A 25,659-nucleotide genomic window follows, 5' to 3' on the forward strand; every position below is an offset into this window, starting at 1 on the left:
GATTCAAATCGGACCTTCGATTGTTCATACGCCACAACAGACGATGCTAATTATAAGCTGTCCCGGCTCAATCATGCGGTGGCTCAAGCTGCTACCGGGTGTTCTGATCTTCATGCCCGCGGTCGGCCAGGGGCAGCGGGCTGGATTATGGGAGACCCGGGTCAGCATCGCCGGTGCTGCGCAAGTTGCACCAGTCCGATCCTGCGTCGCTGCCGATGCACCGTTGCACTCGCTCAGTTTATGGCCTGCGAACTGCACTGCCGCCAAAGTCAGGAAAACAACTGCCGGGATCGTTTCCAGGGTGGAATGTGAAAGTGGCCAACCCGGTACGCTGCTGATCATACAACGGGAGCTATCAGGTGATCTGGCCCGCCAGTATCGGCTTTCCACCGAAACCTTGGTGGCACGGGCAGGCATGCAGGCGGAGTTGGCTCAGTCCTTCGACACGACAAGCCGCTATCTGGGGCCATGCCAGGGGGACGACCGCGAAGCGGTGTCCGACGAAGAAAAAGTACCTGAAACCACGTGGACAGCCCTGGGGTTTGCGCTGGTCTTCGTCCTCCAGGGGATGGCGTTCGTCGGACTGGCATATGCGACGTACCGCGGGATGGCCTGGCTGTCGTCGCGGCTGGGACGTCGCGCCTACGAACGAGCCGTGGTTGCTAACATCACTGTCGACGGGGCAGGCGCGGCAACGATACCCGTGCTTGCGACCTTCACCGGAGTCCGCGGTCTGCCGTGGTGGTATGCGGTCGCGTCGAACAATGCCAAACCGCTGTTCGTGATCGAACCTGACGGCATTCGTTTCCGCGTCGCTCGCCAGCGGAAACGTCGTTATGCCGAAATCGAATGTGTCGATGTCCGGCAGGGCAGGGGCACCGTCAATCTTGACTTCACCTTCTACGGATCGCTGCTGAACTTCACGGCCAATCTCGGTGCCGTGCCGCTGGCCGCCCATGTGCTAGCTTTGCTGCCTGGAGCCGTGCCGCTGTCTGCGCGCGCCCTCGCCGTGAAGGGAATCGGCATATGAACGGACTTATTCTGTCCATGTTCGTCAGTACGATCCTGAGCGGCGTGATTGCCACTGTGAGGGATCGTTCTGTGATCCTGTGGACGATCCTAGGCGCGCTCACCGGCCCCATTGCCGTCGCGTTGCTCCTGTGTCTGCCATCGCGAAAGGCGGTCGTTACACCGACACCGATCCGGTCACTCGCTAGCGAAATTCGCGAACTACAGGAACTGCGGGAGCGAGGTCTTATCTCTGACGACCAGTTCGAGCAGGGCAAGGCACGGGTGCTGGCCTGGCCGGTCGGATCGACAGACCCACATGCGCTGGGATCAGCGCGGGCCTTGGCAGATAGCGGTTGGACATGGGCGAGTTATCACCCAGCCGCCCGCGCCGCCTTTGTCGATCTGGCGCAGCGACATCATCTTGATCTGCAATGGCCGGACGACGTGTCTTTCGAGGTCGTCTGCACCCTCCCCGTGCAGCCGGGGCTTTCCTTCGCGGTCACGCTGGCGCTCGAGAAGGGCTCGATCCATTGCTGGGGCGATGGGTGGGCGCTTGATGGGGCGGCCCCTGGAAATCCGGAAATCGGCTTGCCGGCTGACCTCGCGGAAGGGCTTGAAGCCTTGATAGCTGGATCAGGCCGATTGCTGGTGCGAACGGCCTACCGCGATACGTCGCCGTTTTGGACATCGTTGCAGGTGCAGCGGCACGGCCGCTGGCGAACGGTTGGGTATCAGGCGGGGATCCCCATCCTGCCACTGTGGCGGCGTATGATTGTCAAAAACGAAGCCGCCCTGACCATGCCACGACAATGAATTCCTAGCGCAAGTTCTCGTCGCTGACTGTTTGGGCAAGCAGGAAGCGGCGACCATGAACAACCACGCGGGTCTCCGCCGTCGTTAGACGATGTCACGACGGCGGCATGCTCGTCTGTTTACGGCTTCAGGTTATTCTCTTTGAGCGTTTTGCCATCGGTGGCGAACTCAGCGTAGTCGCTTTCCTTGATGTCATTGGTGGCGAGCTGCCCGTCGAAGTCGAGCCGCAGCACATGGAAGTTGCTGAGCGCGCCCGGCGACATCAGCCGCACGCCCGACCACGCGGGGCGCTGGCGATTTGATTCAGTGAACCTGCGCCCAATCTGCAAATTAGACCGTTGCGTTCATAACGTCCCGGAGCCGTATTGGAGAAGTGAAATGGCACTAGAAAACATTGTTAACGCGGCCAAGTCTGCTTTGAAGGATGTCGTCTCGTCGCCATCTGCTGACCCAATTTCCGACCGTGACGAGGTTTTGCAGGACTTACATCTGGCCGAAAAGGCATGGGCGACCGACGGTGTTCATTCAGGAGTATGGTTCGTCCGTGACGGCGAGCATGTTGCCTTCACGCCCACGACGCGAAATGGGGCGACACTGACGATCGGTGGTCAAACGACGAACTTCATCCCCGCTGACCGCTTTGCCGACTACCTAGTGAACATGCGGGCCGCTATCGAAGCAGGCGAATTTGATCGTGAGATAGCAGGTGCGCTCCATGGTTCGGCTAACGTCGGGGGAATTGCCGAGGTTGCGCTTCCGCCGGCTAGAGAAGGCAGTCCGCAAGATATCCGGCAAGTGCAACAGGATGCTGTACTAATTCGTGAGGGGCGCAATCCGGACGGATCGTTATCTGCAGTCGTGAGCAGTGGTTCTTAGCAACTACTGCGAACAGAGGTGGCTCGGCAGAACTGGGGAGGGGCCTCTGTCTCACCTGTCCATTTTCCAAAAACTGTTCCCGATTGTACCGATAGTCGTATTGCCGCACGCGACCGTTATGCCACCATGTTCGTTGCAACCGCTTGGGCAAACTTTCATGGCCCCACATTGAAGGAGCAACACGATGTCGGACCTCAGCCTACACGACCTGTCAAAGAAGATGGCAAAGTTGGACTTCACGATGATGGCCACTCGCTCACCCAATGGCACCCTGACAGCCCGCCCGATGAGCAACAACGGCGATGTAGAATACCAAGGCGACAGCTACTTTTTCGCCTACCAAAACTCGCGAAAGATTACTGACCTGCGTGCCGATCCGCACGTCACGCTTAGCTATACCGGTGCCGTCGGTATGCTCGGCGGTCCCCCGCTGTTTGTAACTGTCGAAGGCGCCGCTGCGCTGATCGAGGACAAAGGCGCGTTCGCCGATCACTGGACCAAGGATCTCGATCGGTACTTTCCCGAGGGCATCGACACACCCGGTATCGTAATGATCCGTGTCGATGCAAAGGCGATCCGCTACTGGGATGGTAGCGATGAGGGCGAGATCACAATCTAAGCAAGTCACCTAAAGCCCGTATCACATAGGACTTCCGCGGCATTCTCGCGGAAGTCCTAACTTTCGCGACAGCAGGACAGCCGATTGCTGTGTAACCGTCGATGCTGATCGGCGCGGCTTGTCAGCGCTACATGCGACCCGCCCAAGTGTCGCAAAACACCTGTTTGTCGCACAGTCGTGATTGCGACTGGGTTTTTCGCATATCTGACCGCCGAGGGAGACTGTAAAGAAGGGGAAAGTGGCCCGTCCGCTAGTGAGGGGCAGATAGCGTTAGCGGACGTTGGCTGACGCTGCGGTCTTTCTCGAAAAGGATGCTGAATTGAGCAAACTGGCTTCGAAAATCTCGAACTAGCCAAATCCATCATATCCACTATGCTGGATATATGGAAAACGAATCAGCTATCGCTGCGCTTGGTGCGCTCGCACAGGCCACCCGCCTCGATGTGTTCCGCCTCTTGGTGCGGCACGAACCGGACGGCATGGCAGCGGGCGAAATCGCTCGCCAGCTCGACGTACCGCAGAACACCATGTCCGCGCACCTCGGCATCCTCGCGCGGGCCGGCATCGTGCGCTCCGAACGGCATAGCCGATCGATCATCTACCGCGCCGATCTGGACGGGCTGCGCGCGCTGACGCTGTTCCTCGTCAAGGACTGCTGCGCCGGCTCGCCTGAACTGTGCGCGCCGCTCTTGGCCGAACTCACCCCCTGCTGCTGAAAGGACGCCCCGTGGCCGTCGATATCGTGATCTATCACAACCCCGAGTGCGGCACGTCGCGCAACACGCTGGCGATGATCCGCAATGCCAGCATCGAGCCGCATGTGGTCGAATATCTAAAGACGCCACCCTCGCGCGCGCTGCTGGTCGATCTGATCGATCGCGCCGGGATGACGCCCCGCGATCTGCTGCGTGAGAAGGGGACGCCCTATGCAAAGTTGGGCCTGGGCGACACGTCGCTGTCCGACGTAGCGCTGGTGGACGCGATGATGGCGCATCCGGTCCTCATTAACCGGCCGCTGGTCGTCTCGCCGCTAGGCGTGAAGCTGTGTCGACCGTCCGAAGCAGTCCTCGATCTGCTGCCCGAGCCGCAACAGAAAGCGTTTGCCAAGGAAGACGGCGAACAGGTTGTTGATGCCTCGGGTCAGCGCATCGCCTGATGCTGCTCGCGCTCACTATCTTCGTCATCACGATCGCCCTCGTCATTTGGCAACCCAAAGGCCTCGGCATTGGGTGGAGCGCGCTGGGCGGCGCGGCGGTCGCGCTGCTTGTTGGGGTCGTCTCACTTTCCGACGTACCTGTGGTGTGGGGGATCGTCTGGAATGCGACCGCGACGTTCGTCGCGATCATCATCGTCAGCCTTCTGCTCGACGAAGCCGGATTCTTTGAATGGGCGGCGCTTCACGTTGCCCGCTGGGGCGGGGGGCATGGTCGCAGGCTGTTCGTGCTGATCGTCCTGCTCGGCGCGGCGGTATCGGCGCTGTTCGCCAATGATGGCGCGGCGCTGATCCTGACGCCGATCGTCATCGCGATGCTGCGCGCGCTGGGATACGAGGACAAGGCGACGCTGGCTTTCGTGATGGCTGCGGGGTTCATCGCCGATACCGCCAGCCTGCCGCTGATCGTCTCCAACCTCGTCAACATCGTTTCGGCCGACTTCTTCCGGATCGGCTTTGCCGATTATGCCTCGGTGATGATGCCGGTCGATCTGGCGTCGATCGCCGCGACATTGGTCGCGCTGCTGCTGTTCTTCCGGCATGACATACCGGCGAGCTACGATGTGGCGCAGCTCCGCACGCCCGGTGATGCGATCCGCGACTGTGCCACGTTCAACGCGGGTTGGGTCGTTCTTGCCCTACTGCTCGCCGGCTTCTTCCTGCTCGAACCCCTCGGCGTGCCGGTCAGCGCCGTGGCCGCTGCCGGCGCAGTCCTCCTGCTCATCATCGCCGCGCGCGGTCACGTCATCCAGACGCGAAAGGTGCTGGCCGGCGCGCCGTGGCAGGTCGTGATCTTCTCGCTCGGCATGTACTTGGTCGTCTATGGCCTCCGCAATGCGGGCCTGACTGACCACCTTGCCAGCCTGCTCGATCGTACCGCGCAAGGCGGTGTGGGGGTGCAGCGTTCGGAACCGGGATCATCGCCGCGCTGCTGTCGTCGGTGATGAACAACATGCCAACCGTGCTGGTAGGCGCGCTGTCGATCGACGCGACGCACGCCACGGGCGCGATCAAGGAAGCGATGATCTACGCCAACGTGATCGGTTGCGACCTTGGCCCAAAGATCACGCCGATCGGCTCGCTCGCGACGCTGCTCTGGCTGCATGTCCTCGGGCAAAAGGGCATTCGGATTGGCTGGGGCTATTACTTCAAGGTCGGCGCGACGCTGACGATCCCGGTGCTGCTGGTGACACTCGCGGCACTCGCGATCAGAATCAGCATGGCATGACGGCTCTCGTATATTTGGCCGCGTCGCTCGCGGAAATAGCAGGCTGCTTTGCCTTTTGGGCATGGTTGCGGCTGGGCAAATCTCCCCTGTGGCTGGCTCCGGGCATAGTCTCGCTTATGCTGTTCGCCTGGCTGCTGACACGCGTGGATAGCGATGCAGCGGGGCGGGCCTACGCGGCCTATGGCGGCGTCTACATCTGCGCATCGTTGATCTGGCTGTGGGTTGTCGAAGGGGTGCGGCCCGATCGCTGGGACACGGGTGGGGCCGCACTTTGCCTGATCGGTACCTGTATTATTCTGCTTGGCCCAAGGACCGCCTGATGCCGCTCCGCACCCTTTCTGATCCCAACCATCTGCCCGCGCTTGATCGGCGCTATGCGCTCGATCGTCCCGCCCTTGGCCTCGGCGCTGGTGATCCGCCTCCGCGCATCTTGCTGCTTTATGGCTCCCTTCGGGAACGGTCGTTCTCGCGACTTTGCATCGAGGAAGCTGCTCGCCTGCTACAATTTTTCGGCTGCGAAACACGCATCTTCGATCCTTCGACCCTGCCGCTACCCGACCAAGTGACGGGGGACGATCACCCGGCCGTTCACGAACTGCGCGAACTGTCGATGTGGTCGGAAGGGCATGTGTGGTGCAGCCCCGAGCGGCACGGCCAGATCACCGGCATCATGAAGCTGCAAGTCGATCACCTGCCGCTGTCGATGGGTGGGATGCGCCCGACGCAGGGCCGCACGCTTGCCGTCATGCAGGTGTCGGCCGGGTCGCAGTCGTTCAACAGCGTGAACACCCTTCGCGTCCTTGGCCGTTGGATGCGAATGGTAACGATCCCCAACCAGTCCAGCGTCGCGAAGGCGTTTGCGGAGTTCGAAGAAAACGATCGAATGAAGCCTTCGGCCTACTACGATCGGATCGTGGACGTGATGGAAGAGCTGGTACGCTTCACGGTCCTGCTACGCCCGCACACTGCCCAACTGGTCGATCGCTATTCCGAGCGAAAGGAGGCAGACGTGCCGATCGATAGCGCCACGGACCTTTCGAGCATCGCAACCTCGCCAACGTACCGGAAAGGCGAGTAAAGTTCGCTTAGTGTGGCAAACCGCTCCTGCAGACATTGTGCATGACTGAGGGCGCTTCTAGATGCATCAGATGAAACGCCGGGCTCGCCCATTCTCCAAGATATTGCATTCCATGGCGTTTTTCGTCCTGGCGGTGATGTTGCTGGTCCGGCTTGGCCCGCTCTGCGAGACGATGGCGATGGCCGCGCCTCCGGCTGCGTCCGCGATGATAGACTGCGCCAGCAAATCAGCAGGCGCTCCCATCAAAAAGGCCCCTGCATCGGCCTGCGCCATACCGTGCGTTGCTGTTGCCGGCGAAACCGTCGAGCATATCGGGCTGGTTCCTTCCTCCCGTCTATCGCCGTGGCCGGCTCCACAGACCGGCCTTCTGGGCATGGCATACGCTCCGGCCACACCCCCTCCGCAAACCGTGTGACGTCGAACACCATCACACGTAAATTTCGGAGAATATCATGACCAAGTTCAAGCTCATCAGCGCTGCCTTCGCCCTCACGCTGTCGACTGGCGCATTCGCCGCTGTCGCCAATTGCTGCGCCGACATGGCGTGTTGCAAGGACGGTGCGGACTGCTGCAAGGATGGCACAAAAGCTAAGGCTGCTGACTGCTGCGATCATGCCAAGGACGGCATGAAGCGCGGTTAAAAGCTAGATAGGGGTGGGCAACTGCCCCTATTTTCCTGGTCTGCATCTACGCGCCGCGACACGTCGCTGCGGCGAGCGGAGAGACACCCGCAGGTTGAGGCTCTTCCCCGAACCGCATCCATCGTTCGTCCCACACCGCCTACGCCAAAACTCCTATGCGCCTAGACCTATCCCCCCTAGGGGATAGGATACTGCATGACCTCACTTTCAGATCTTCTTGCACAGGGCACGGCCCACGCTTGGCTTTTCGTTCCTACCGCGATCCTGTTGGGTGCGCTTCACGGCCTTGAACCCGGCCATTCCAAAACGATGATGGCAGCCTTTATCATCGCGGTGCGAGGGACGGTGAAGCAGGCAGTGCTGCTCGGCCTCTGCGCGACGCTCTCCCATACGGTGATCGTATGGGTGATTGCGTTGGGTGGGCTCTACCTCTGGCGCGGGCTCGCTCCAGAAACGATCGAACCCTATCTGCAGGTTGCCTCTGCCGTCATCATTATCGGCATGGGTGCATGGATGCTGTGGCGAACGCGTCGCGAGCAAAGCTTGTCCGCCCTGCACGATCACGATCACGATCACGATCACGATCATAGTCATGCCGATCACGGCCACGACGGTTCAACCCGAATCGACACCGGCCACGGCATAGTGCGGCTGGACGTTTTTGAGGACGGCGTACCGCCCCGATTCCGCCTGACGGTCGAGCGCGGTGATACCTGGGCCGCGGGCGACGTGACGCTTGAAACCGAACGCCCCGACGGCACCCGCCAAGCCTACAACTTCGCACAACAAGCGGGCTATCTCGAATCCCGTGAAGAAATTCCGGAGCCTCACGAGTTCGTTGCACGCCTCGCCCTGGCGCATGGCGGCCACGCGCACAGCTATGATGTGGCATTCACTGAACATGATCACGGACATGACCATATGCATGAAGAGCTGCGCGGCCTCAGTGAAACCGCCGGCTACCAGGACGCACACGAACTCGCGCATGCAAATGACATTCGTCGCCGCTTTTCAGACCGCGAAGTTACCACCGGCCAGATTGTCATCTTTGGCCTGACCGGTGGGCTTATCCCATGCCCGGGTGCGATCACGGTCCTGTTGCTCTGCCTGCAATTGAAGGCGTTCACGCTCGGGGCGGCACTGGTACTGTGTTTCAGTATCGGGCTCGCACTGACAATGGTTACGTCCGGCGTGATCGCTGCAATGAGCGTGAAGCACGTTTCCAAGCGGTTTAACGGATTTGGCGAGATTGTCCGCAAGGCTCCCTACATTTCGGGTGCCCTTATTCTGGTGATCGGGCTGTACCTGGGTATCAGCGGGTGGACGCACCTGCCAACGACGTGAACTTTGGATCGGAACTACAGTGAGCCATGCCTCTAACCCTGACCTGCTCAACCGCCTCAAGCGGGCGCAGGGCCATCTGGCGACGATCATCAAAATGATCGAGGAAAGCCGCGACGGCCTTGAAACAGCGCAGCAGCTTCAGGCGGTCGTCAGCGCACTCGACAAAACCAAAACCCTTCTCGTTGCCGATCATATCGAGCATCATCTGGAAGACGTGGTTGGCCCTCTGTCGCGCGAGGCTCGTCAAAAGCTCTCCCGTCTCACCGACTTAGCTAAATATCTTTAGCGGGCTGCGGTGCGAACGGCGTTCCCAATTAGGATCCTGAAACGGGAAAGCTTGCGGCTTCTCAGAAGCCGTCGTTCACCCAGGTTTCAAGAACCCCGAAGTCGACCGCCAGCGCCTCTCGCTCTATTTGGGAAGCCGTATGGTAACACCGAAGGCCCGCTCGGATCGGGACAGAAGAGCATCGCCGCCATGACCAAAGGAGATGGCGCGAACCAGGGCAAGGCCCAGCCCGTGCCCGTTGGTGGTGCGTGACGCCTCGGCGCGGGCGAAACGCTGAAACAGGCGCCTGGCATCAGCGGGGGGAACGCCCGGGCCGTTGTCTTCCAGCGTCATCTCGATCGCATCCTGCGTCGCCGTTGCAGCCAGTGTCGCTGTGGTGCCGGGAGGCGTGTGGCGCAACACGTTCTCTAACAGGTTGGATAGCGCCTGAGCCAGCAGACGGCGGTCGCCTTCGACATGCAAGTTGGCCGGTATATCTGTCGATAACAGATGGCCACTGGCCTCGAAGTCGGGGCGATAGGTCTCGGCCATGTCCTCCAGCAGCGCCGACAGGTCGATCGACCCCAATGCTCGGCGTTCAGCCAGTCCTTCGACCTCGGCGATGCGCAGCAGCGCGGCGAATATCTCCAGCAGATCGTCGGCTTGCCGCCGTGCCGCCTCGATCGCGCCTGGATCGCCGTCAGCGGCGCGATCGAGCTGGTTGCACAGGCGGGTCAGAGGCGTGCGCAGGTCGTGGGCGACATCGGTCGACACCTGCCGCAGATTATCCATCAGCGCGGCGATGCGATCGAGCATCCGGTTGAGCGTGGCGGCAAGGCGATCAAACTCGCTATCCGAGCCGTCGCGCGGCACCCGTTGCGTCAGGTCGCCGGCGATGATCGCCTGTGCCGTGGCGTCGATGCGCGAGAGCCGACGCCGGGTCAGCCATCCGACCAGCACCGCAGCACCAATCCCCAGCGCCAGCATCGCCGCGAGCGCGGTCGCGAACAGCGACGCCAGTGTCCGGTCGATCGCGGCAAGGTCGCGCCGATCAGCAACGACGACGAGCATCCCGCCGCGCAGCGGCGTCACGAGCGCCTGACCGACGCCGGTCGCGTCGCCGCGGCGGAACCCGAAATGCTCCTGATAACCGGGTGTTGGTGCTGCAAGCGGGATGATCGTCGCCGCAATCGTCCGGCCGGCGCGGTCGATCAGCAAATAATCGAGGCTGGCTTCGTTACGCGCATTCTCGCGCAGGCGGATCGCCTCGGACACCGCTGCCAGATCGCCTTCGCGCGCTTCTGCGACAAGCGCGCGTGTCTCCACCGCGACGCGGTGGTCCAGTTGCTCCTCCAGTGCCTCGTGCGTCACCTCATAGGCGATGGTACCGATCGCCAGGGTCGCGGCGCTGAACGCCAGCGCGACCAGCACAACGATGCCGAAGGTCGAGCGCCAGAGGCGGGCGAGCATCTATTCGCCCCGGATCATATAGCCGGCACCGCGCACCGTCTCGATCGCATCGGCGTCGAAGCCGGCGTTGAGCTTGGAGCGCAGCCGGCTCAAATGCGTCTCGACGATGTTGGTCTTCGGATCGAAATCGAAATCCCACACCCGCTCCAGCAGCATGGTGCGGGTCATCACTCGGCGCGGGTTGCGCATCAGCTCGGCGAGCAGCGCGAACTCGCGGGGTTGCAGGGTGACGCGCCGGCCATCGCGCTCGACCGTGCGGCGATGCAGGTCGAGGATGATATCGCCGACCCGGAGCAAATGCGTATCATCGCCGCGTGGTGCTGGCCGACGCGACAGCGCATTGAGGCGGGCGACCAGTTCGGAGAAGGCGAAGGGCTTGACCAGATAGTCGTCGGCGCCGCCCTCCAGTCCCTCGACGCGATCGGCGATCCCGCCCACTGCCGTCAGCATCAAGACGGGGGTCACGTTACCGGCCGCGCGCAACGCCTTCACCAGCGCCAGCCCGTCGAGACCGGGCAGCATCCGGTCGACCACGATCGCATCGAACCCGCCGCCGGTCGCCTGGAACAGTCCGTCGCGACCATCCTCGCTGACCGCGACCTGGTGTCCTGCTTGCCCCAGCCCTTGCGCCACGAAGGCGCGAGTGTCGGCATCATCCTCGACGATCAATATCCGCATCACTCACCTATCGCGCACCGGCCTCCACGCGCCAACCACCGCCCAGCGCGCGGAACAGTGCAACCTCGTTCTGCGACACCGCCACGTCGGATTGGACCTGTTGCAGGGTCGCCGATGCAGCCGCGCGCTGCGCGTCAACCTGGAGCAGACCGGGCGCGTCGCCGAGGCGGACCCGGGCAGCGGCCCGCCGCGCATAGGCTTGAGCCTCACGCGCGGCCGTCGCCAGATCGCGGTTGCGGCGGGTCTCGGCGTCGTAGGCGGCAAGCGCCGTCTCGACCTCGCGCAGCGCGCGCAGCACCCCCACGTCCCACCCGGCCAGTGCCGCGCGCTCGCTCGCGCGGGCCTGTTCGAGACGTGCGCGTGCCGGTGCCTGGTTGGGAAAGGCCCAGCTGACAAGCGGCGTCACCACCGCACTGATCCCGCCGGAAAGCAGCCCGACGGCCCCGCCCAGATTGACCCGTGGATAGAGGTCCGCGCGTGCCACGCCGATCCGCGCGGCCGCGGCGGCAAGGCGGCGCTCCGCCTCGCGCACGTCGGGGCGGCGCAGCAGCAGTGCGGTCCCGTCACCGACCGGAGCCGCCCCGTGCAGCCGCGGCGCGGCGGTGCAGGCGAAGCGGTAGGCGCGGGCCTCGGCGGGCGGGCGACCTTGCAGCGTCGCGAGCCGGTACAGCGCATTGGCGCGCTGTGCCTCGAACGGTGCGATGGCGGCGCGGGTGGCAGCGGCGATCGTCGCGACCTGCGAAACTTCCAGCGGCGACACCTCGCCGGCTCGCAATTGCTCGCGCACCAGAGCGACCGAACGATCCTGCGCCGCAGCGACCTCGCGCGCGGTGGTGATGGCGCGGGTCGATCCGCACAGGTCGACATAGGCCAGCACGGTATCGGCGACGACCGCGACGCGCAGTCCGTCGACGACGGCCGCTTGCGCCTCGGCATCAGCGCCCGCGGCGGTCGCGGCCGAGCGAAGCCGACCGAACAGGTCGAGATCCCAGCTCGCGGTCGCGGCGATATCGTAATCCGTCGTCGGCACATTGCCCGACGCGCTCGGCTGTCCGGCGGGATTGTCGACGCCAAGCGCGCTCTCGATGGTCGTCTGCGGCAATCGCGCCGCCTGTGCCTGACGCAAGGCCCCGCGCGCACCGTCGAGATTGGCATAGGCGACCCGTAGGTCCGCGTTGGCGGTCAAGGCCGAGCGAACCAGTCCGTCGAGAACGGGATCGTCGTAGAGCCGCCACCAGTCGTCGGGCACCGGCGCGATCGATGCGACGGGAAGCCGGGCGAAGTCGGCCGTCGCGCTGGGCGGGGCGATCGTCGGCGAGGGGGCCGGCACACCCATGCAGGCGGACGCGAGCAGCGCTGCGGCGGGGACCAAGCGACGGATCATGCCAGCGCCTCCGTGGATGCGGGAGCAGGCGGCACGGCGCGCTCCTCGCCATAGCGGGCGTAGAGCGCGGGCAGCAGCAGCAGATTGAGCGCGGTCGAGGAAATAAGGCCGCCGAGGATCACGATCGCCATCGGATGCTCGATCTCGTGCCCCGGCGCATTGCCCGCGACAATTAGCGGCACGAGCGCGAGGCCCGCGCAGGCAGCGGTCATCAGGATCGGCACCAGACGCTCTTCCGCGCCGCGCAGCACCAGTTCGCGCCCGAACGTCATGCCCTCATGGCGTTCGAGATGCTGATAGTGCGAGAGCAGCATGATGCCGTTGCGCGCGGCGATGCCGATGACGGTGACGAACCCGACCAGCGAGCCCAGCGACAGCACCCCGCCGGTCAGCGCGACCGCCATCACACCCCCGACCAGCGCGAACGGCAGGCTGACCGCGACCAGCGCGGTAATGCGGCGCGAGCGGAACTCCATCCAGACGAGCAGCAGGATGCCGACGAGGCATAGCGCACCGATGCTCCAGAGCTGGCTGCGCGATTCCTTCAGTGCGGCATATTCGCCCAGCACCTGCGGGTGATAGCCGGTCGCGAACGGCACCTTGGCGACAGCCGCATCGACCGCCTGCGCCACAGTGCCCAAGTCCGCGCCCGCGACGTTCATCGTCACGTCAAGGCGACGCTGGCCGTTCTCGCGCTTCACCTCGTTGGGCGCGGGCGCGATCTCGATATTGGCGATATCGCCGAGCCGCACCGGCGCGCCGGTCACGGGTGCCTGGATCATCAGGTCGCGGAGCGCATGGACGCTGTTCCGCACCCTCGGCTCGCCCCAGACCGCGACGTCGAACGCGCGCTGGTCGCGGTAGATTTCCCCGACCTTGGTCTGCGCGACCAGCGCCTGCGCCTGACGGCGGACCTCGCCCGCGGTCAGACCGAGCCGCGCCAGTTCGGCAGGCCGCGGGCGGATGCGGATCTGCGGCACCAGCACCTGGCTTTCCAGCTTCAGGTCAGACACGCCCTGGATGCCGCCGATCGCATCGCGGACGCGCGCGCCGGCCGCGCGCAGCTCCGCCTGGTCGGGGCCGTAGATACGCACGACGATCGTCGCGCCGGCACCGGTCAGTACCTCCTTGATCCGCTCACGCAGGTAGGTCAGCACGTCGCGGTAGAGGCCGGGATAACCCTCGACCACCTCCTTGATCCGCTTCACCGACGCATCGTAATCGGCATTCTCGTCGAGGCTGATCCAGAGTTCGGTAAAGTTTGGGCCGACCACCTCGTCGGCCTGCTCGGCGCGGCCGATATGCGCGCCGAAGTTGCGGACGCCGGGAATGCTGCGCAGCTCCTTCGACGCGCGGATCGTGATCCGGTCCATCGCCTCAATTGAGGTGCCCGGCTTCTCGACGAAGTGCATCAGGAAGTCGGTTTCGCGGAAGTCGGGAAGGAACTGGTCCTTGAAGGTCGCATATCCGACACCCGCCAGCAGCAGCCCGCCCGCAACGATCCCCACCGCCAGCACCGGCCGCCCGACGACCCGCGGTAGGAAACCGATGTAGCGCCGCTTGAAAGCGGCGACGATGCGGGTGTCGCGCTCCTCGGTCAGCGGCGCGTTCGGCAGGAGCAGCAGACACATTGCCGGCGTGACGGTCAAAGCGACCAGCAGCGACATCCCGATCGCCAGCACATAGGCGATGGCGAGGGGCTGGAAGAAGGTGCCCGCGACCCCGCCAAGGAAGAAGATCGGGACGAACACCAGCATCACGATCAGCGAGGCGAACACCACCGCGGAGCGCACCTCCAGCGACGCGGCCAGCACTACCGCGAAGGCCGGCTTGGGATCGGCGGACTCGCGGTTAAGGCGCAGGCGACGCGCGATATTCTCCACGTCGATGATCGCATCGTCGACTACTTCGCCCAGCGCGATGACGAGGCCGGCGATAATCATCACGTTGATCGTCCCACCCGACCACAGCAGCATCAGCCCCGCGCCCAGCAGTGACAGGGGGATCGCGACGAGGCTGATCGTCGCCTGCCGCCAGTCGCGGGTGAACAGGAACAGCACCGCCGCGACCAGTGCGCAGCCGATCATCAGCGCGCGGGTGAGATTGTCGATCGAGCGTTCGATAAAGGTCGCCGGCCGGAAGATCGTCGTGTCGACCTTAACGTCCTTGAGGCCGGGCTTCAGTTCGTCGAACGCGGCCTCGACCGCGCGGGTCAGCTCGAGCGTGTTCGCGGTAGGCTGCTTCTCGACGATCAGCATGATGCCGGGGCCGTCGTCGATGATGGCGTTGCCGATCGGTGCGTTGAAGCCGTCGACCACGCGCGCGACGTCGCCGATCCGCACGGGCGCTTCGCCTGCCTGCTTGACGATCGCCTGCTTGAGGTCAGCCGCAGTCTGAACGGTGCCCGCCTGCTGAACCGCAAGCCGCTGGTTGGGCGTATCGACGAACCCGCCGCCCCCGACCAGAACCGCGTCGCCCGCTGCCGCGCGTACCTCCGCCAGCGTTACGCCGGAAGCGCGCAGACGATCGGGGTCGATCAGCACTTGCAACTGCCGATCGCGCTGCCCCCAGACCGCGACGTTGGCGACGCCGGGGACCGCCATCAGCCGTGGCCGGATCGTCCAGCGGACCAGCTCGGACAACTGCATCTGGTCGAGTTTCGTCGACGACAGTCCGACCTTCATCGCGCGACTGGTCGAGGACAGCGGCGGCATCAGCACCGGTTGGCGCGCCACGAGCGGCAAGCGCGGCTGCACCTGGGCAATCCGTTCCCCGACCATCTGCCGGGCACGGATCACGTCGGACCCGCGCTCGAACAGGATCTGCACCGACGACAGGCCCAGCACTGACTTGGATCGCAGCGTCATCAGGCCGGGGACGCCGTTGACCGCGGTCTCGATCGGCACCGTGACGAGGCTCTCGACTTCCTCGGTCGACAGGCCCGGTGCCTCGGTCTGGATTTCCACCATTGGGGGCGCGAACTCGGGAAATACGTCGAGCGGCACGTCGCGCCCGGCGCGGACGCCCAGCACGACCAGCAACGCGGCGAGCGCGAGAACGAGGACGCGCTGCGCCAGCGCGAAATGGACGAGCCGGCCAAGCATCAGTGCGCCGCCCCGAATTCGGTGCCGAACAGCTCCGCCGCGCCGTCGGTCACGACCTGCGCCCCGTTGGACAGTCCGCGCGCCAACAGCGCCCGTCCGCCGCTCTCCGATGCCACCTCGACACGCTGGCGGACGAAGGTGTCGGGCGCGGTCTTCTGATAGACCCACTCGCCGCCGTGGATATCACGAAGGATCGCAGCAGACGGCACCGACAATCCCTCGGTCTGCCCCGCAAGCGGCAGGTCAACGGCGACACGTTGCCCTACGCGGAAGATACGATCGCGATTGTCGACGGCGTAATACAGGTCGACGGTGCCCGCGACGGTGTTGGCCGATGGCGGCGCCTGCACCGGACGGGCGCTGCGTGGCGCGCCGGCGTCGCCGAGCGTGCGGACCATTGCGGCGGCCTCTCGACGCACATTCCCCATGTCGCTGCCGAACACCGACGCGCGGACCCACAGCACCGCTTGCGAACCGAGTGAGGCGACCGCAGGCCCGAGCAAACGGCGCTGCTGACGTGCCGCGCCTAGCGCCGCCTGCGCTGCTGCCAAGGCTGCTGCTGCTTCGTCTCGCGCCCGAACACTGCCGGCTTCCTCGCGCACCAGGCTCTCGGCCCGGTCGAGCGCGATCCGGGCGAGGCGGGCCTGCGCCAATGCGCGCGCCAGTTCGGCATCGGCCGCGGCCTGCTGGCTGCCGATCTGCTGGAGATTGGTCGTCGAGTTGACCGGCACACCATTGGCGCTGATCGGCGGGACCACGATTTCGCCGGCCACCTCACGCGTTGCGGTGGCCGATCCTCCGCCGACGCGCACCAGGCTGATGCTCAGGCGATGTTGCGCCTCGGGCGTTAGCGTCAGCTTTAACAGCTCGCTTTCGTGGGCGATCGTCTCGGCATGGGCAGGCGGTGCGGGCGGCTTCGCGGTCTTCTCACTGCAACCGGCAAGCAGGATTGGGATCAGAAAGATGGTCTGGCGCATCGTGACGGCTTAGTCACGAAAGAGTGGGCGCTGCTGGAGCCGACTATACAAAGTCCCAATGTTGCCGGTCATCCACGAGTTTCAATTTGAATTTGATGCTCCGACCTGATGATCGTCGGCTCCGGGGGTGTGTGTATGGAGAGGGTCGACGTGACGAGAGAGCATCCCGCCCGTAAAGTTGCTGAAATCACCCTCGGCTTTTGGTTAGCCAAGGTCGTCGCCACTACATTGGGTGAGGTTGCGGGCGACGCCATCGCCCAGACGCTGAACCTAGGCTACATCGCCGGACTTGCCATCACCCTGGGCCTGCTAGCGGCCTTCCTCGTTGGGCAGGTTCGTGCCGACCGCTATCATCCTTTTCTGTTCTGGGCGACGATCGTCGGTACGACCACGGCGGGAACCGAAATAGCTGACCTGTCGACGCACACCCTCAACCTTGGCTATAACACAACGTCAGCCATCCTTTTTGGTGGCATGTTGCTGATCCTCGGCATTTGGTATCTCAGGCGGGGCACCTGTGACGTGAGCGCGGTGGTCGACCGTGAGAGCGAATTGTTTTTCTGGGGCGCCGTTCTGTTCTCGAACAGTCTCGGCACGGCGTTCGGCGATGGTCTCGTCTATGTTTTTGGCCTCACATACACCACTGGATCGTTAGTCTGCATGGCTGTGATCGGCGCGGTGTTGCTTCTGCACTATGTTGCCCGGGTCAACGCGGCATTCATATTCTGGGCCGCATTCGTTTTCACTAGGCCCTTCGGCGCCGACTTCGGGAACTTGCTCACGAAGGAGGCTGCCAAGGGCGGGTTTGGCCTCAACACGTTTGCGACTGCCTTGGTCTGCGTCCTGTTGCTCGCGGTAATTGTCGTATTCTTCGAACGTCGGCAACGCCGTGTTGATGGACGGAGCAGTATCGCAGCCTGAACGGCTAAGCTGATACGACGTCGGGGGCCTTATAGCCGATCCCCTTTCTCGAATGGGAACCCGGCCCGGGAACGATGGGCAAAAGCGACGATTGAGCTACCCCCGCTGCAAGCCGCTTTCCCAAAAACCGTTCCCAAAACTTTTTCTCGAAATGGCGTCATCTCGACGGAGTTATGAGGATGACGGGCACGCTCTTCAGGCGACGCAAAACACATGTTTGTCGACAGCACTACGCGCAAATCCACCATGGGTGAGTGAGAGCGGCATAGCAGAACCTCCACGTTGACATGAGTGTCCGACAAACCCTGTCGGATTGGGAAAATGTGCGACAACCCTGCTAGCATGGTTTTCCGTCAGGGGAGCAACGACCGCGATTTCGGCACGACCTCTCCACAACCGGACAGTTCACTACCGGCCGAGATTGCTCGCTGCTGTGCTGACATCCGCGGCCCCGCGAGTGGCCGGTCCGTCGGAACCCCGACGTTCCCGGTAACCCTTTGGAACGACCGCTTCGTCCCATTTCCCGCCGAACGGCCACGGTTGCGGCTGTCGACCAGACCCGGTCGTTCAACGCTTCGGCAATGACCAAGCTCGGCCGGCCGGCGTGAAAAGTCTTCGCCGGGAACCCGCTAGCCGGCGTTCCGACTGGGAGGCCTCGAGCGCCTCGAACCGGCACGAGCTGTGACGGTCCGGCGGCGCTAACTCAGGTTCGTCCGCGCGTAGATATCTACGGGTGGCGGCCAGAGGTAACGCGGTGAACCGGGGTGCTTCAGCGATCACGCACATGGTCGCCGTCACGCGGGCGGGGCGGACCGTGTGTGCAATTAAGCAAGGCCGCGCCTCGCCGGCCCGAAGGTCGCGGACGGCGTCATCGGGGATCAGTTCAGGGCAGCTTCGGGGGTTGGAGGGAGTCCGCGGGACATGAAGGCCAGCGTCTTCGCCTTGCGTACTTCCGGGGGTTCCTCGGGTGCCGCGCCGATGCCGAAAGCCAGACCCGCCCAGCGGCCGGGGCCATAGTGGAGGAAGCGAGCGTCCTTCTCGCCGATGCGGTAGAGGAACTCGAACACCGACTTCTCGCCGGCGGCCGGCATGAAGACCTCCAGTCGCTCGTAGTTGACCGCCTGATCATCCTCGATGCCGCCGTCGCCCTCAGCCCGGCCGGACGCGCTTCGATAGTCGGCGAGGTTCGTCACGCGCGCGTGCCAGCTGACGCTGCGTATGTACCAGCATCGGTAGGCGTTGCCGTTCACGACGCCCGAGCCGAGTTCCACTTCGCCCTCCCGGTTGAGGACGTGTTCGCGCACCGTGAGCGCGTCTTCGAGTTTGATCAAGTCGGTTCCCCCGCTGGCAGCGGGGAGAGATACAAGCCAAACACCACCACCGGATTACCGCATCCGGTTAACGCCAATGGAGCCGGTCCACCGGCGAGTCCTTGAGGGACCGGCGCGGTTTGGCCGCGCCGACCCTGGTTGGGGTCGAGCCTGCTCGGCCGACCAGCAGGCGCCCGTGCGACGGGCGCCACCACCGCAGCTGCGGTCGGTGAGATGCCGCATGTGAGCGGAAAATCACGATCGACATTCGAGAGAGGAAAATGAACTCATGAAAAGAAATGGATCAACGCGACCGGTCGCCGCGCAGCCGGACCGGAACATCGAACTCAGTCCGGTCGCGGCCGCGACGCGAGCAAGCCTGGCCAGGCCCGCAGGCACGTCACGCTGCCGCGGGCCACCACGCGCGGCACCCCGACCCTGAGCCGGTCGGGGTGAACTCACCGCGGGACGCGAACCCCCCTTGTTCGCGTCCCGTGGTCCTCACCCCAACCGGCCAGTCGGTGGCCGAAGCAGTCCTTCGGTGAGCATTGGCCGTGTCGCTGCGCCTCGCGCGCGGCGTCTAGAGTAGGAGCCCGATTTTGAACATGACTCGAGCTGCGTTCTCGAGAGGGGAAAAAGCCGCTTGCAAGCGGCCAGGCTTAAGACAAATTTAACCGTCTGATCCCTATGATCCGTCGAGGTCGTCGCTTGGGTCTCATTTTCCTCTCTACCGTCTTCTCCCGATAACCTCTGTAGAACGCGGGCGCTCGCGCGCAGGGGAGGTTGGATCTGGATTTGGCGCTCAAGGCGTTTCATTCCGAGGGGGCTTGAGCAGATTTCCATGGTGGCGGCGCGGGCGGCCGCGCGGCGTCCGGCACGCCGTCACCGGATCGCGTCCCGATTTCTCCTTGCCGCGCCGCCGACCCATCGTCGGTTTACGCCGATGCTGGATCGCCGCGTCCGACGAGGAGCCGCGATTGCTCCAGGTTGGCGAACGATCCTTCCAGTTCGTGCGGATGCCATATGTACATCATGCGCGGCTCGCGTTCGGAGGAGGCGTCCAGCACGCGGAGGTCGATGCGGACCGGTGGACATCGCGTGCTTCCCGCCGCGACATCTTCGAACTGTATGGACTCCAGCAGGTACCTTACGCCCAGCTCGATGGCGCGATCGACGTGCCGCCTCGCGGCGGCGGTGACAGCGGCTAGCAGGGAGCACATGTCGGCGCGGGCATTCCAGATCGAGCTGATGGATCTCGACGATATCGGCCGCCTTTTGCTTCAGCACCTCGTCCTTCGGACGATGGCTTTGCCAGTCGAGGGTGCGCACGACCAGGGTCGTCATCGCGTCCAAGGTGATGGAGGCGAGGATTTTGGAATGTCCGGGTTGGTCGGATACGACGCGCGATAGCCGGACCGCAGCCATCGGAACGTCCGGGCAGTCGGTCTGTAGCTGACGCGCGGTCAGGACGCCAAGAAGTGCGATGTCGTCGAGTGCGACGAGCGAAATTTCTTCCATTTGTGTCTCCTTTGCCCGCGCGCTGCGCGTGGCGTTTTTTCCCCTCCTCATTGAAGGGCAAATGACCTCGTTCGAAACGGGATCGGCGAACGGCGCAGCCGGTCGCGACGTTTTGCAGCGGACCCGCCAGGCTCCGCTCCGCTTCTTGCCGTGCGGAAGCGCGGCTAAACCGCGGTCGGCGGGACGCTTCCGTCGCGCGTCCTCTCGTGGGTCTCGCGGATGGCGCGGGCGGTGCTCGCGATGCGATCCCAAGCGCGACGGATGCCGGCGGACAGGTCGTCTGCGGGGAGTCCTGCGAAGTGGAGGAGGTTAGTGCCGTCGCTCGAGGCAGCGAAATAGCCGCCGATCTCTCTCGGCGCGACGATGACGAGTGGCAACTCGTCAGACGGAGCCCAGATCCTGCATTCTGGAACCAGGGTCACGCGCTTGCTGCGACCTGATGCGTACTTCTCTGCCGAGGGTACGATGAGCCAGACGCGTTCGAGCCTCGGTTCGTCTTCGCTGATGTCGTACTGCAGCGAGACGACCACGACGCCCGACGAGGCGGCCTTCTCTTCGATGGCGGTGAATTCCCGGTCGTCCGGGATGATGATCGACTCGATCGCGAAGTTTGCGATGCCGTTTGGATCAAGCAGCCGCCCGGCAGCGGCGTGGTGGGAACGGAGTTCGTGCGGAGTTTCGCCGTCGATCATAGTATGGCCTCATGTGCGGACGAGCAGCGGCGAGGGAAGCCATTTTCCCATCTACCCTCTCATCCATGAGCATCGCGCACGGGATGCCGAGGCGCTGGGCGCCAGACGTTCTCGATGCCGACGAAACCTCGCGGCGCCGACGCAGATCCCCGAGGTTTCCGTCGGCAAGCCGGTCTCGACCGTTCTCGCGGTCCAGAAGCGCGTGCTGCCAGGCATTGCCGTAATGCAAGTCAAGGCATGAGGTCGCTCATGATCGGCTACGCGACCAGCGAGTGCTCGACTAGGCCGGTGCGGCGGACGTCATTGCTTCGTCTCTTCTGAAGCGACCGCGCCCATCGTCATCGCCAGCAGCGATGCGCCGCGTTGTTCGTGATCAAGCTTCAGAAGCCGGACCCAGTGCGCAATGTGTTTGCCTGCCGCATCGACGCCTTTGCGCTGCAACTGCGCGGTCGTCAGGTTCGTGTCGTTCTGGATAACCGACGCGATCGACAGCGCGTAGAAGTCGATGATGTCGTCGGCGATCAACGCTTGATCGGGAGAGTTCGCAGCAAGGTACTGCATGACTATCGGCATGATCTCCTGGAACAGGTCGATCTTCGCCTGGTCGTCTACCTTCATGATGTCCGCGGGCATGCTGGCGTCCTCCGTCCGTGGAATGTATTGCCTGGAACCGTGAAGTGGAAGGCCGGGACGACGAGTCTCGCAGGTACCGGAGCCGTCATGAATCATCCGCGCGAATGGTTTCAGCCGAAAGTCGTCGGTATCGGTTGGTCGCCTCGAACGTGGGAGGGCTGGGCGGTGATCGTCGCCGTGATCGCGATTGGCTGCGTTGTCGGTCGCGTCAACGCTTGACCAGCAACAGGTGCGAGATCGTCATGTTGCATGCGCCGAGGAACCTGGCTTAGGTTTGGCCATGGAAAACACCGAACCGCAGTTTGACCTTATTGGCCAGCTTCGCTCGCTCATCGCGCAACGAAACGAGGCAGCAGAGGCGTTCGAGATATTCAAGCAGGACGCCGTGCTGGCGCCTGCTGCTGATCTGGCGAACGGCGACGTCTCCTCCGACGAAGCCGCGAACGTGGCAGCAGAGGAAGTCGACACGTTCAAGGCTCAGACCGAAGGGCTTCTGGCCAGCGCTACCGACGACGAACTTCTGGCTGCGTACCAACAGACACAAGGGGAGGTTGGCGATCTCGCCGCCGAGGCGCTCCGCGATGAAATGCGGCGTCGGAACCTTGAGGAATGAACAGACCGAGCGCCAACCGGGACATCTGGAATGTGTAACCGAGCACGGTTCAGCGGCGAACCCGAGACCATAGTCGAGCGCTTCGGGGCGAACCGGTTGGCCGAGAAGCCGATGGACAACCGGTTCGATCCGAAGGAGCTGCGCCCGTTCGGACGAGCGTATGTCGTGCGGAACGAAGGCGTTCACCCTGTGCTCGACGTCATGGAGTGGGACGTTCTGGCGGGGCAGGCCAAGCAGGCTGGTCGCAAGGTTGCGCAGACGAACGTGCGCACCCTGCATCTTCCGCAATGGCGCTCGCTCGTCAGCGACCCCGCCAACCGGTGCCTGATCCCGCTGACGGAGTTCTGCGAGTGGGCACGCGAGCCTACCGATCTCGGCGACGGCAAGAAGCCTATCAAGGGAGAGATGTGGTTCGCGGTCACCGATCTGCCCGTGTTCGCCATCGCGGGCTTCTGGCGACAGGTCGGTGACCAACGCTACTTCGCGATGGTCACCTGCGACGCGAACGAACTGGTGGCGCCGATCCATCCCAAGGCGATGATCACGATCCTTCGGCCGGATGATCACGAACGTTGGCTGACGGGCAGCTACGACGACGTGCTGGGCTTGCAACGGCCATATCGGGCCGATCGGATGTCCGTACGTGGCCCTGTCTTTCCCACCCGCAGCAGCAACGCCCGTGCCTGAACGGCCAGCCATGTCCGAGCGCGAGGTGTGGGAGAAGGCGTTGACGATAGCAGCGGAGTTCGGAGACGACGACCCGGAGCATTTTTCGGCGAGGTTCTTCGACATTCTCCGCGACACCGGCAGTCCGCAGGACTGGCGCCGGGTAGCGGCTGCTGTCGATATCATTGCTGCCGCAACTCGACATTAGTGGCGATCCGTCACCGATCGTTTGGCTCCGTGACACCGCCCGTGCGTTTGATCGGCGAGGAGACTGACATGGCGAACAGAGAGAAGATCACGGACGGTGCCAACGAGCGGGCCATCGACGAGCCTATCGCCGGCACGGCACCTGGCATTCCCGATGAGGCACTTCTGCCCGGCGAGGAACTGTTGGAAGCGCCCAGCGACGAGGAAGTCGCGCGGATAGCTGCGAAACTCGGAGCACCTGATCCAGGCAGATGACGTGTCATCCTTGCGATAGGCCGGGAGCCTCCGGATCGACCGGGGAGGCTTCGTCGGAAGGTTGGTAGCGCAATGTCCATTGGGGGAAGCCTCCCGGTGCGATCTCGATGTCGGGAAGGCCAATGGGGTCGGACCCGGTCTCGACCCACCCCGCGCCGAGGCAACGACTGCATGCCGTACGCTTGCAACGGAAGCTGACGAGATCGATCTCCGTGTTCCACTGCCCCCTGCCTTGGCATGTCGGGCACATGGCATCCAGGCTACCCTTGCGGGGCTGAAGCGGAACGATGTCGAATGCGTGCGGACTGTCGGGGCCGTCGCAATGGACGATGTTGCTGGCGTGGCTCATCGCGGCTTACTCGCGGTGCTTTTGGCCGAATGCAATATGTGATGCTGTCCCTAGGCCCGGACCGTCGGCACCTGTGCTATGTCCGTCGTCCATGCGGGCGAACGCATCTCGGAACGCATTTTCCACTCGCGCTTGAAGCCCTGCGTCGCTGTCACGGCCGTCCACGTGCCGAATTTGCCGTTGATCGCGTCGAGCGCGCCCATGAGCCGGTCCCGCTTGGCCGTATCCTCCTCGAACAGCGTGCGCGGCCGCTCGTCTTCGGGCAGCAGGTCGTCGAGCATGATGCCAGCCTTCGTGTAGGCGTAGCCATCGCGCCACGCCTTCTCAGCGCCTCGCCTGGCCGCCGCGACGAGTTCGAGGCTGTCGTTGGTCATTGGGTGCAACGTCACCATCCTCGACCCGCCGTATTGCGGCCGGTCGGGTTTGTGCTTGTTGGTGTGGAAGAACGCCGTCAGCCGAGCTGCAACCAGCCCGTGCGATCGCAGCTTCTCGCCTGCCCGCAACGCGTACTGCGACAGCGCGCCCATCATCTGTTCGAAGTCACAGATCGGCGTCCCGAATGATCGGGTGACGGCCATGCCCTTCCGCCGCGGTTCGACCGCCTCAACTGCGTTGGATGGGACGCCCCGTAGCTCGGCAACCAGCCTCTCGAGGACGACGGTTCCAACGGCGCGAGCCTGCTTCATCGGCATGTCGCGCAACGCCCCCGCGGTATGGATTCCCAGGCCGGTCAGCTTGCGAGCAGTCGCGCCGCCGACGCCCCAGACGTCTCCGACAGGGAAGGCGTGCATCACATCGCGCCGCACGTTCTCGTCACGAAGATCGGCCACACCGTCGAACTGCGGGTTTTTCTTGGCCGCCGCGTTCGCCAGCTTCGCCAGCGTCTTGGTCTCCGCAATGCCGACGCACGTGGGTATCGTCGTCCATAACTGGACCTGGGCACGCATCGCGTTCGCGTGGGCCACAAGATCGCGCTTTTCGAATCCGGCGAGATCCAGGAATGTCTCGTCGATCGAGTAGATCTCGAAGTCGCGGGCGAAGGACTCGCAGGCGGCGATCACGCGGCGCTGCATATCGCCATAAAGCGCATAGTTCGACGACCGCACCTGGATGCCATGTTGCTTCACCTTGTCGCGTAGGTGATGGATCGGATCGCCCATCTTGATACCAAGCGCCTTGGCTTCCGCCGATCGGGCGATTGCGCACCCGTCGTTGTTCGACAAGACGATGACCGGGACCCCGACCAGGCTGGCGTCGAAAGCGCGCTCGCAGGAGACGTAGTAGTTGTTGCAGTCGATCAGGGCGATCGGCGTGCTCATGTCATCTTGCGCGCCACGCCGACGACCGTGCCCCAAATCTCGACATGCTCATCGACCAGAATTTCCGCGAACCCTTCGGCCTCGGGGACAAGCCAGTGGCGGCCGTCGACATATCGCAGACGCTTCAGGGTCCGTTCGCCGTGCACCAAAGCGACGACGATGGCACCCGTTCGCGGCGCCTTAGCCCGGTTCACGACGAGCAGATCGCCGTCGATAATCCCGGCTCCCGCCATCGACCGCCCCTCGACGCGCATGACATAGCTGGCGGCTGGATGCTCGATCAGCCACGCGCTCAAGTCGATCGGCTCCTGCATGTCGTCCTGCGCAGGCGACGGGAAGCCGGCTGGCGTGTGGACCAGGAAGAAAGGCACCTCACACGGCACCAGCTCGAACGGGACGTCGTGAAGTCGCAGCGCATCGTCACGACGCTGCAGAGGGACAACGACCGGGCGGCCCAAGTTGGTTGAGAGCATGA

The 25,659-nt window shown here is 63.8% G+C and carries 29 protein-coding genes and 1 pseudogene; 17 read left to right on the forward strand and 13 right to left on the reverse strand.

Annotated features, from left to right (window positions below):
* Positions 1 to 73: 73 nt before the first annotated feature.
* Both QP165_RS17175 and QP165_RS17180 read left to right on the forward strand, forming a co-directional pair.
* Positions 74 to 1,030 carry a DUF3617 domain-containing protein gene (locus tag QP165_RS17175; protein WP_333996513.1) on the forward strand — a complete coding sequence of 319 codons (957 nt, stop codon included), beginning with the start codon at positions 74 to 76 and terminating at the stop codon, positions 1,028 to 1,030.
* Positions 1,027 to 1,824 carry an SHOCT domain-containing protein gene (locus QP165_RS17180; protein WP_333996514.1) on the forward strand — a complete coding sequence of 266 codons (798 nt, stop codon included), beginning with the start codon at positions 1,027 to 1,029 and terminating at the stop codon, positions 1,822 to 1,824. Before QP165_RS17175 ends, QP165_RS17180 begins: the two co-directional genes overlap by 4 nt.
* A gap of 119 nt (positions 1,825 to 1,943) precedes the next feature.
* On the opposite strand, the gene QP165_RS17185 is transcribed toward QP165_RS17180, so the two are convergent.
* A complete protein-coding gene (locus tag QP165_RS17185) occupies positions 1,944 to 2,153 on the reverse strand; it encodes a hypothetical protein (protein WP_333996515.1) in 210 nt (69 codons plus the stop codon).
* 49 nt (positions 2,154 to 2,202) lie between these two features.
* Between QP165_RS17185 and QP165_RS17190 the strand changes: the two genes are divergently transcribed.
* The 7 genes and pseudogenes from QP165_RS17190 to arsH all read left to right on the forward strand — a co-directional run bounded on the left by QP165_RS17190 (position 2,203) and on the right by arsH (position 6,838).
* Complete coding sequence (locus QP165_RS17190; RefSeq protein WP_146168889.1) at positions 2,203 to 2,700, forward strand: hypothetical protein; 498 nt, start codon at positions 2,203 to 2,205, stop codon at positions 2,698 to 2,700.
* 184 nt (positions 2,701 to 2,884) lie between these two features.
* Positions 2,885 to 3,319: a pyridoxamine 5'-phosphate oxidase family protein gene (locus QP165_RS17195; RefSeq protein WP_056418705.1), complete on the forward strand. Its 435-nt coding sequence runs from the start codon at positions 2,885 to 2,887 to the stop codon at positions 3,317 to 3,319.
* A gap of 383 nt (positions 3,320 to 3,702) precedes the next feature.
* Entirely contained in the window at positions 3,703 to 4,035 is a 333-nt protein-coding gene (locus QP165_RS17200) for an ArsR/SmtB family transcription factor (protein WP_333996516.1), read from the forward strand.
* A gap of 11 nt (positions 4,036 to 4,046) precedes the next feature.
* Positions 4,047 to 4,475, forward strand: coding sequence for an arsenate reductase (glutaredoxin) (arsC, locus tag QP165_RS17205; protein WP_333996517.1), 429 nt, complete (start codon positions 4,047 to 4,049; stop codon positions 4,473 to 4,475).
* Positions 4,475 to 5,760 (forward strand): annotated as a pseudogene (locus QP165_RS17210) (arsenic transporter). The gene arsC and the pseudogene QP165_RS17210 overlap by 1 nt, the downstream one beginning before the upstream one ends.
* Complete coding sequence (locus tag QP165_RS17215; RefSeq protein ID WP_333996518.1) at positions 5,757 to 6,080, forward strand: YnfA family protein; 324 nt, start codon at positions 5,757 to 5,759, stop codon at positions 6,078 to 6,080. Before QP165_RS17210 ends, QP165_RS17215 begins: the two are co-directional and overlap by 4 nt.
* Positions 6,080 to 6,838 (forward strand): arsenical resistance protein ArsH, encoded by a 759-nt coding sequence (arsH, locus tag QP165_RS17220; RefSeq protein WP_333996519.1) that lies wholly within the window; start codon positions 6,080 to 6,082, stop codon positions 6,836 to 6,838. The genes QP165_RS17215 and arsH overlap by 1 nt, the downstream gene beginning before the upstream one ends.
* Before the next feature lie 66 nt (positions 6,839 to 6,904).
* Here the strand turns inward: arsH and QP165_RS17225 are convergent, their stop codons facing one another.
* Positions 6,905 to 7,111, reverse strand: coding sequence for a hypothetical protein (locus tag QP165_RS17225; RefSeq protein ID WP_333996520.1), 207 nt, complete (start codon positions 7,109 to 7,111; stop codon positions 6,905 to 6,907).
* A gap of 179 nt (positions 7,112 to 7,290) precedes the next feature.
* On the opposite strand from QP165_RS17225, the gene QP165_RS17230 reads away from it, so the two are divergent.
* The 3 genes from QP165_RS17230 to QP165_RS17240 all read left to right on the forward strand — a co-directional run bounded on the left by QP165_RS17230 (position 7,291) and on the right by QP165_RS17240 (position 9,109).
* A complete protein-coding gene (locus QP165_RS17230) occupies positions 7,291 to 7,479 on the forward strand; it encodes a hypothetical protein (RefSeq protein ID WP_333996521.1) in 189 nt (62 codons plus the stop codon).
* A gap of 195 nt (positions 7,480 to 7,674) precedes the next feature.
* The gene (locus QP165_RS17235; protein ID WP_333996522.1) at positions 7,675 to 8,823 is read left to right on the forward strand and encodes a nickel/cobalt efflux transporter; all 1,149 of its coding nucleotides are present in this window, start codon (positions 7,675 to 7,677) and stop codon (positions 8,821 to 8,823) included.
* A 19-nt stretch (positions 8,824 to 8,842) separates the two neighbouring features.
* Entirely contained in the window at positions 8,843 to 9,109 is a 267-nt protein-coding gene (locus QP165_RS17240; protein ID WP_333996523.1) for a metal-sensing transcriptional repressor, read from the forward strand.
* A gap of 123 nt (positions 9,110 to 9,232) precedes the next feature.
* Here QP165_RS17240 and QP165_RS17245 read toward each other — a convergent pair whose 3' ends face one another.
* The 5 genes from QP165_RS17245 to QP165_RS17265 are packed head-to-tail and all read right to left on the reverse strand — an operon-like array spanning position 9,233 to position 16,701.
* Entirely contained in the window at positions 9,233 to 10,558 is a 1,326-nt protein-coding gene (locus QP165_RS17245) for a sensor histidine kinase (protein ID WP_333996524.1), read from the reverse strand.
* Complete coding sequence (locus QP165_RS17250; RefSeq protein ID WP_333997062.1) at positions 10,559 to 11,236, reverse strand: response regulator transcription factor; 678 nt, start codon at positions 11,234 to 11,236, stop codon at positions 10,559 to 10,561. It abuts the gene before it with no gap.
* Positions 11,237 to 11,243: 7 nt separating this feature from the next.
* A complete protein-coding gene (locus tag QP165_RS17255) occupies positions 11,244 to 12,620 on the reverse strand; it encodes a TolC family protein (protein ID WP_333996525.1) in 1,377 nt (458 codons plus the stop codon).
* On the reverse strand, positions 12,617 to 15,724 hold the full coding sequence (locus QP165_RS17260; RefSeq protein WP_333996526.1) for an efflux RND transporter permease subunit: 3,108 nt from the start codon (positions 15,722 to 15,724) through the stop codon (positions 12,617 to 12,619). The genes QP165_RS17255 and QP165_RS17260 overlap by 4 nt, the downstream gene beginning before the upstream one ends.
* Complete coding sequence (locus QP165_RS17265; RefSeq protein ID WP_333996527.1) at positions 15,724 to 16,701, reverse strand: efflux RND transporter periplasmic adaptor subunit; 978 nt, start codon at positions 16,699 to 16,701, stop codon at positions 15,724 to 15,726. Before QP165_RS17265 ends, QP165_RS17260 begins: the two co-directional genes overlap by 1 nt.
* A gap of 108 nt (positions 16,702 to 16,809) precedes the next feature.
* Here QP165_RS17265 and QP165_RS17270 point away from each other — a divergent pair, with 108 nt between their 5' ends.
* Positions 16,810 to 17,622, forward strand: coding sequence for a COG4705 family protein (locus QP165_RS17270; protein ID WP_333996528.1), 813 nt, complete (start codon positions 16,810 to 16,812; stop codon positions 17,620 to 17,622).
* Between the two features lie 878 nt (positions 17,623 to 18,500).
* Here QP165_RS17270 and QP165_RS17275 read toward each other — a convergent pair.
* The 4 genes from QP165_RS17275 to QP165_RS17290 form a co-directional block, all read right to left on the reverse strand.
* Positions 18,501 to 18,953, reverse strand: a complete 453-nt coding sequence (locus tag QP165_RS17275) for a hypothetical protein (protein ID WP_333996529.1) — start codon at positions 18,951 to 18,953, stop codon at positions 18,501 to 18,503.
* A gap of 861 nt (positions 18,954 to 19,814) precedes the next feature.
* Positions 19,815 to 20,450 (reverse strand): hypothetical protein, encoded by a 636-nt coding sequence (locus tag QP165_RS17280; RefSeq protein ID WP_333996530.1) that lies wholly within the window; start codon positions 20,448 to 20,450, stop codon positions 19,815 to 19,817.
* A gap of 164 nt (positions 20,451 to 20,614) precedes the next feature.
* Entirely contained in the window at positions 20,615 to 21,142 is a 528-nt protein-coding gene (locus QP165_RS17285; RefSeq protein WP_333996531.1) for a hypothetical protein, read from the reverse strand.
* 300 nt (positions 21,143 to 21,442) lie between these two features.
* Entirely contained in the window at positions 21,443 to 21,775 is a 333-nt protein-coding gene (locus QP165_RS17290; RefSeq protein ID WP_333996532.1) for a hypothetical protein, read from the reverse strand.
* Between the two features lie 280 nt (positions 21,776 to 22,055).
* Here QP165_RS17290 and QP165_RS17295 point away from each other — a divergent pair, with 280 nt between their 5' ends.
* The 4 genes from QP165_RS17295 (at position 22,056) to QP165_RS17310 (ending at position 23,516) form a co-directional block, all read left to right on the forward strand.
* The gene (locus QP165_RS17295) at positions 22,056 to 22,388 is read left to right on the forward strand and encodes a hypothetical protein (RefSeq protein ID WP_333996533.1); all 333 of its coding nucleotides are present in this window, start codon (positions 22,056 to 22,058) and stop codon (positions 22,386 to 22,388) included.
* A gap of 30 nt (positions 22,389 to 22,418) precedes the next feature.
* Entirely contained in the window at positions 22,419 to 23,075 is a 657-nt protein-coding gene (locus tag QP165_RS17300) for an SOS response-associated peptidase family protein (RefSeq protein WP_333996534.1), read from the forward strand.
* Between the two features lie 10 nt (positions 23,076 to 23,085).
* Entirely contained in the window at positions 23,086 to 23,262 is a 177-nt protein-coding gene (locus tag QP165_RS17305; RefSeq protein ID WP_333996535.1) for a hypothetical protein, read from the forward strand.
* Between the two features lie 68 nt (positions 23,263 to 23,330).
* Positions 23,331 to 23,516, forward strand: a complete 186-nt coding sequence (locus tag QP165_RS17310; protein WP_333996536.1) for a hypothetical protein — start codon at positions 23,331 to 23,333, stop codon at positions 23,514 to 23,516.
* Positions 23,517 to 23,915: 399 nt separating this feature from the next.
* Here QP165_RS17310 and QP165_RS17315 read toward each other — a convergent pair whose 3' ends face one another.
* Both QP165_RS17315 and QP165_RS17320 read right to left on the reverse strand, forming a co-directional pair.
* A complete protein-coding gene (locus tag QP165_RS17315; protein ID WP_333996537.1) occupies positions 23,916 to 25,184 on the reverse strand; it encodes a Y-family DNA polymerase in 1,269 nt (422 codons plus the stop codon).
* Positions 25,181 to 25,657, reverse strand: coding sequence for a LexA family protein (locus QP165_RS17320; protein WP_333996538.1), 477 nt, complete (start codon positions 25,655 to 25,657; stop codon positions 25,181 to 25,183). The genes QP165_RS17315 and QP165_RS17320 overlap by 4 nt, the downstream gene beginning before the upstream one ends.
* Positions 25,658 to 25,659: the final 2 nt, after the last annotated feature.

It is taken from the genome of Sphingomonas sp. 22R3R2A-7 (assembly GCF_036856055.1).
In the GTDB taxonomy this organism is placed as follows: domain Bacteria; phylum Pseudomonadota; class Alphaproteobacteria; order Sphingomonadales; family Sphingomonadaceae; genus Sphingomonas.

Bases quoted from the DNA above. Each gene is read 5' to 3' on its own strand.
- QP165_RS17270 (WP_333996528.1), top strand. From the start codon at position 16,810: ATGATCGTCGGCTCCGGGGGTGTGTGTATGGAGAGGGTCGACGTGACG.
- QP165_RS17280 (WP_333996530.1), bottom strand. From the start codon at position 20,450: ATGGAAGAAATTTCGCTCGTCGCACTCGACGACATCGCACTTCTTGGC.
- QP165_RS17215 (WP_333996518.1), top strand. From the start codon at position 5,757: ATGACGGCTCTCGTATATTTGGCCGCGTCGCTCGCGGAAATAGCAGGC.
- QP165_RS17305 (WP_333996535.1), top strand. From the start codon at position 23,086: ATGTCCGAGCGCGAGGTGTGGGAGAAGGCGTTGACGATAGCAGCGGAG.
- QP165_RS17320 (WP_333996538.1), bottom strand. From the start codon at position 25,657: ATGCTCTCAACCAACTTGGGCCGCCCGGTCGTTGTCCCTCTGCAGCGT.
- QP165_RS17265 (WP_333996527.1), bottom strand. From the start codon at position 16,701: ATGCGCCAGACCATCTTTCTGATCCCAATCCTGCTTGCCGGTTGCAGT.
- QP165_RS17300 (WP_333996534.1), top strand. From the start codon at position 22,419: ATGTGTAACCGAGCACGGTTCAGCGGCGAACCCGAGACCATAGTCGAG.
- QP165_RS17180 (WP_333996514.1), top strand. From the start codon at position 1,027: ATGAACGGACTTATTCTGTCCATGTTCGTCAGTACGATCCTGAGCGGC.
- QP165_RS17295 (WP_333996533.1), top strand. From the start codon at position 22,056: ATGGAAAACACCGAACCGCAGTTTGACCTTATTGGCCAGCTTCGCTCG.
- QP165_RS17310 (WP_333996536.1), top strand. From the start codon at position 23,331: ATGGCGAACAGAGAGAAGATCACGGACGGTGCCAACGAGCGGGCCATC.
- QP165_RS17285 (WP_333996531.1), bottom strand. From the start codon at position 21,142: ATGATCGACGGCGAAACTCCGCACGAACTCCGTTCCCACCACGCCGCT.
- QP165_RS17315 (WP_333996537.1), bottom strand. From the start codon at position 25,184: ATGAGCACGCCGATCGCCCTGATCGACTGCAACAACTACTACGTCTCC.
- QP165_RS17230 (WP_333996521.1), top strand. From the start codon at position 7,291: ATGACCAAGTTCAAGCTCATCAGCGCTGCCTTCGCCCTCACGCTGTCG.
- QP165_RS17175 (WP_333996513.1), top strand. From the start codon at position 74: ATGCGGTGGCTCAAGCTGCTACCGGGTGTTCTGATCTTCATGCCCGCG.
- QP165_RS17235 (WP_333996522.1), top strand. From the start codon at position 7,675: ATGACCTCACTTTCAGATCTTCTTGCACAGGGCACGGCCCACGCTTGG.
- QP165_RS17245 (WP_333996524.1), bottom strand. From the start codon at position 10,558: ATGCTCGCCCGCCTCTGGCGCTCGACCTTCGGCATCGTTGTGCTGGTC.
- QP165_RS17190 (WP_146168889.1), top strand. From the start codon at position 2,203: ATGGCACTAGAAAACATTGTTAACGCGGCCAAGTCTGCTTTGAAGGAT.
- QP165_RS17195 (WP_056418705.1), top strand. From the start codon at position 2,885: ATGTCGGACCTCAGCCTACACGACCTGTCAAAGAAGATGGCAAAGTTG.
- QP165_RS17290 (WP_333996532.1), bottom strand. From the start codon at position 21,775: ATGCCCGCGGACATCATGAAGGTAGACGACCAGGCGAAGATCGACCTG.
- QP165_RS17225 (WP_333996520.1), bottom strand. From the start codon at position 7,111: ATGGCGCAGGCCGATGCAGGGGCCTTTTTGATGGGAGCGCCTGCTGAT.
- QP165_RS17250 (WP_333997062.1), bottom strand. From the start codon at position 11,236: ATGCGGATATTGATCGTCGAGGATGATGCCGACACTCGCGCCTTCGTG.
- QP165_RS17260 (WP_333996526.1), bottom strand. From the start codon at position 15,724: ATGCTTGGCCGGCTCGTCCATTTCGCGCTGGCGCAGCGCGTCCTCGTT.
- arsH (WP_333996519.1), top strand. From the start codon at position 6,080: ATGCCGCTCCGCACCCTTTCTGATCCCAACCATCTGCCCGCGCTTGAT.
- QP165_RS17255 (WP_333996525.1), bottom strand. From the start codon at position 12,620: ATGATCCGTCGCTTGGTCCCCGCCGCAGCGCTGCTCGCGTCCGCCTGC.
- QP165_RS17200 (WP_333996516.1), top strand. From the start codon at position 3,703: ATGGAAAACGAATCAGCTATCGCTGCGCTTGGTGCGCTCGCACAGGCC.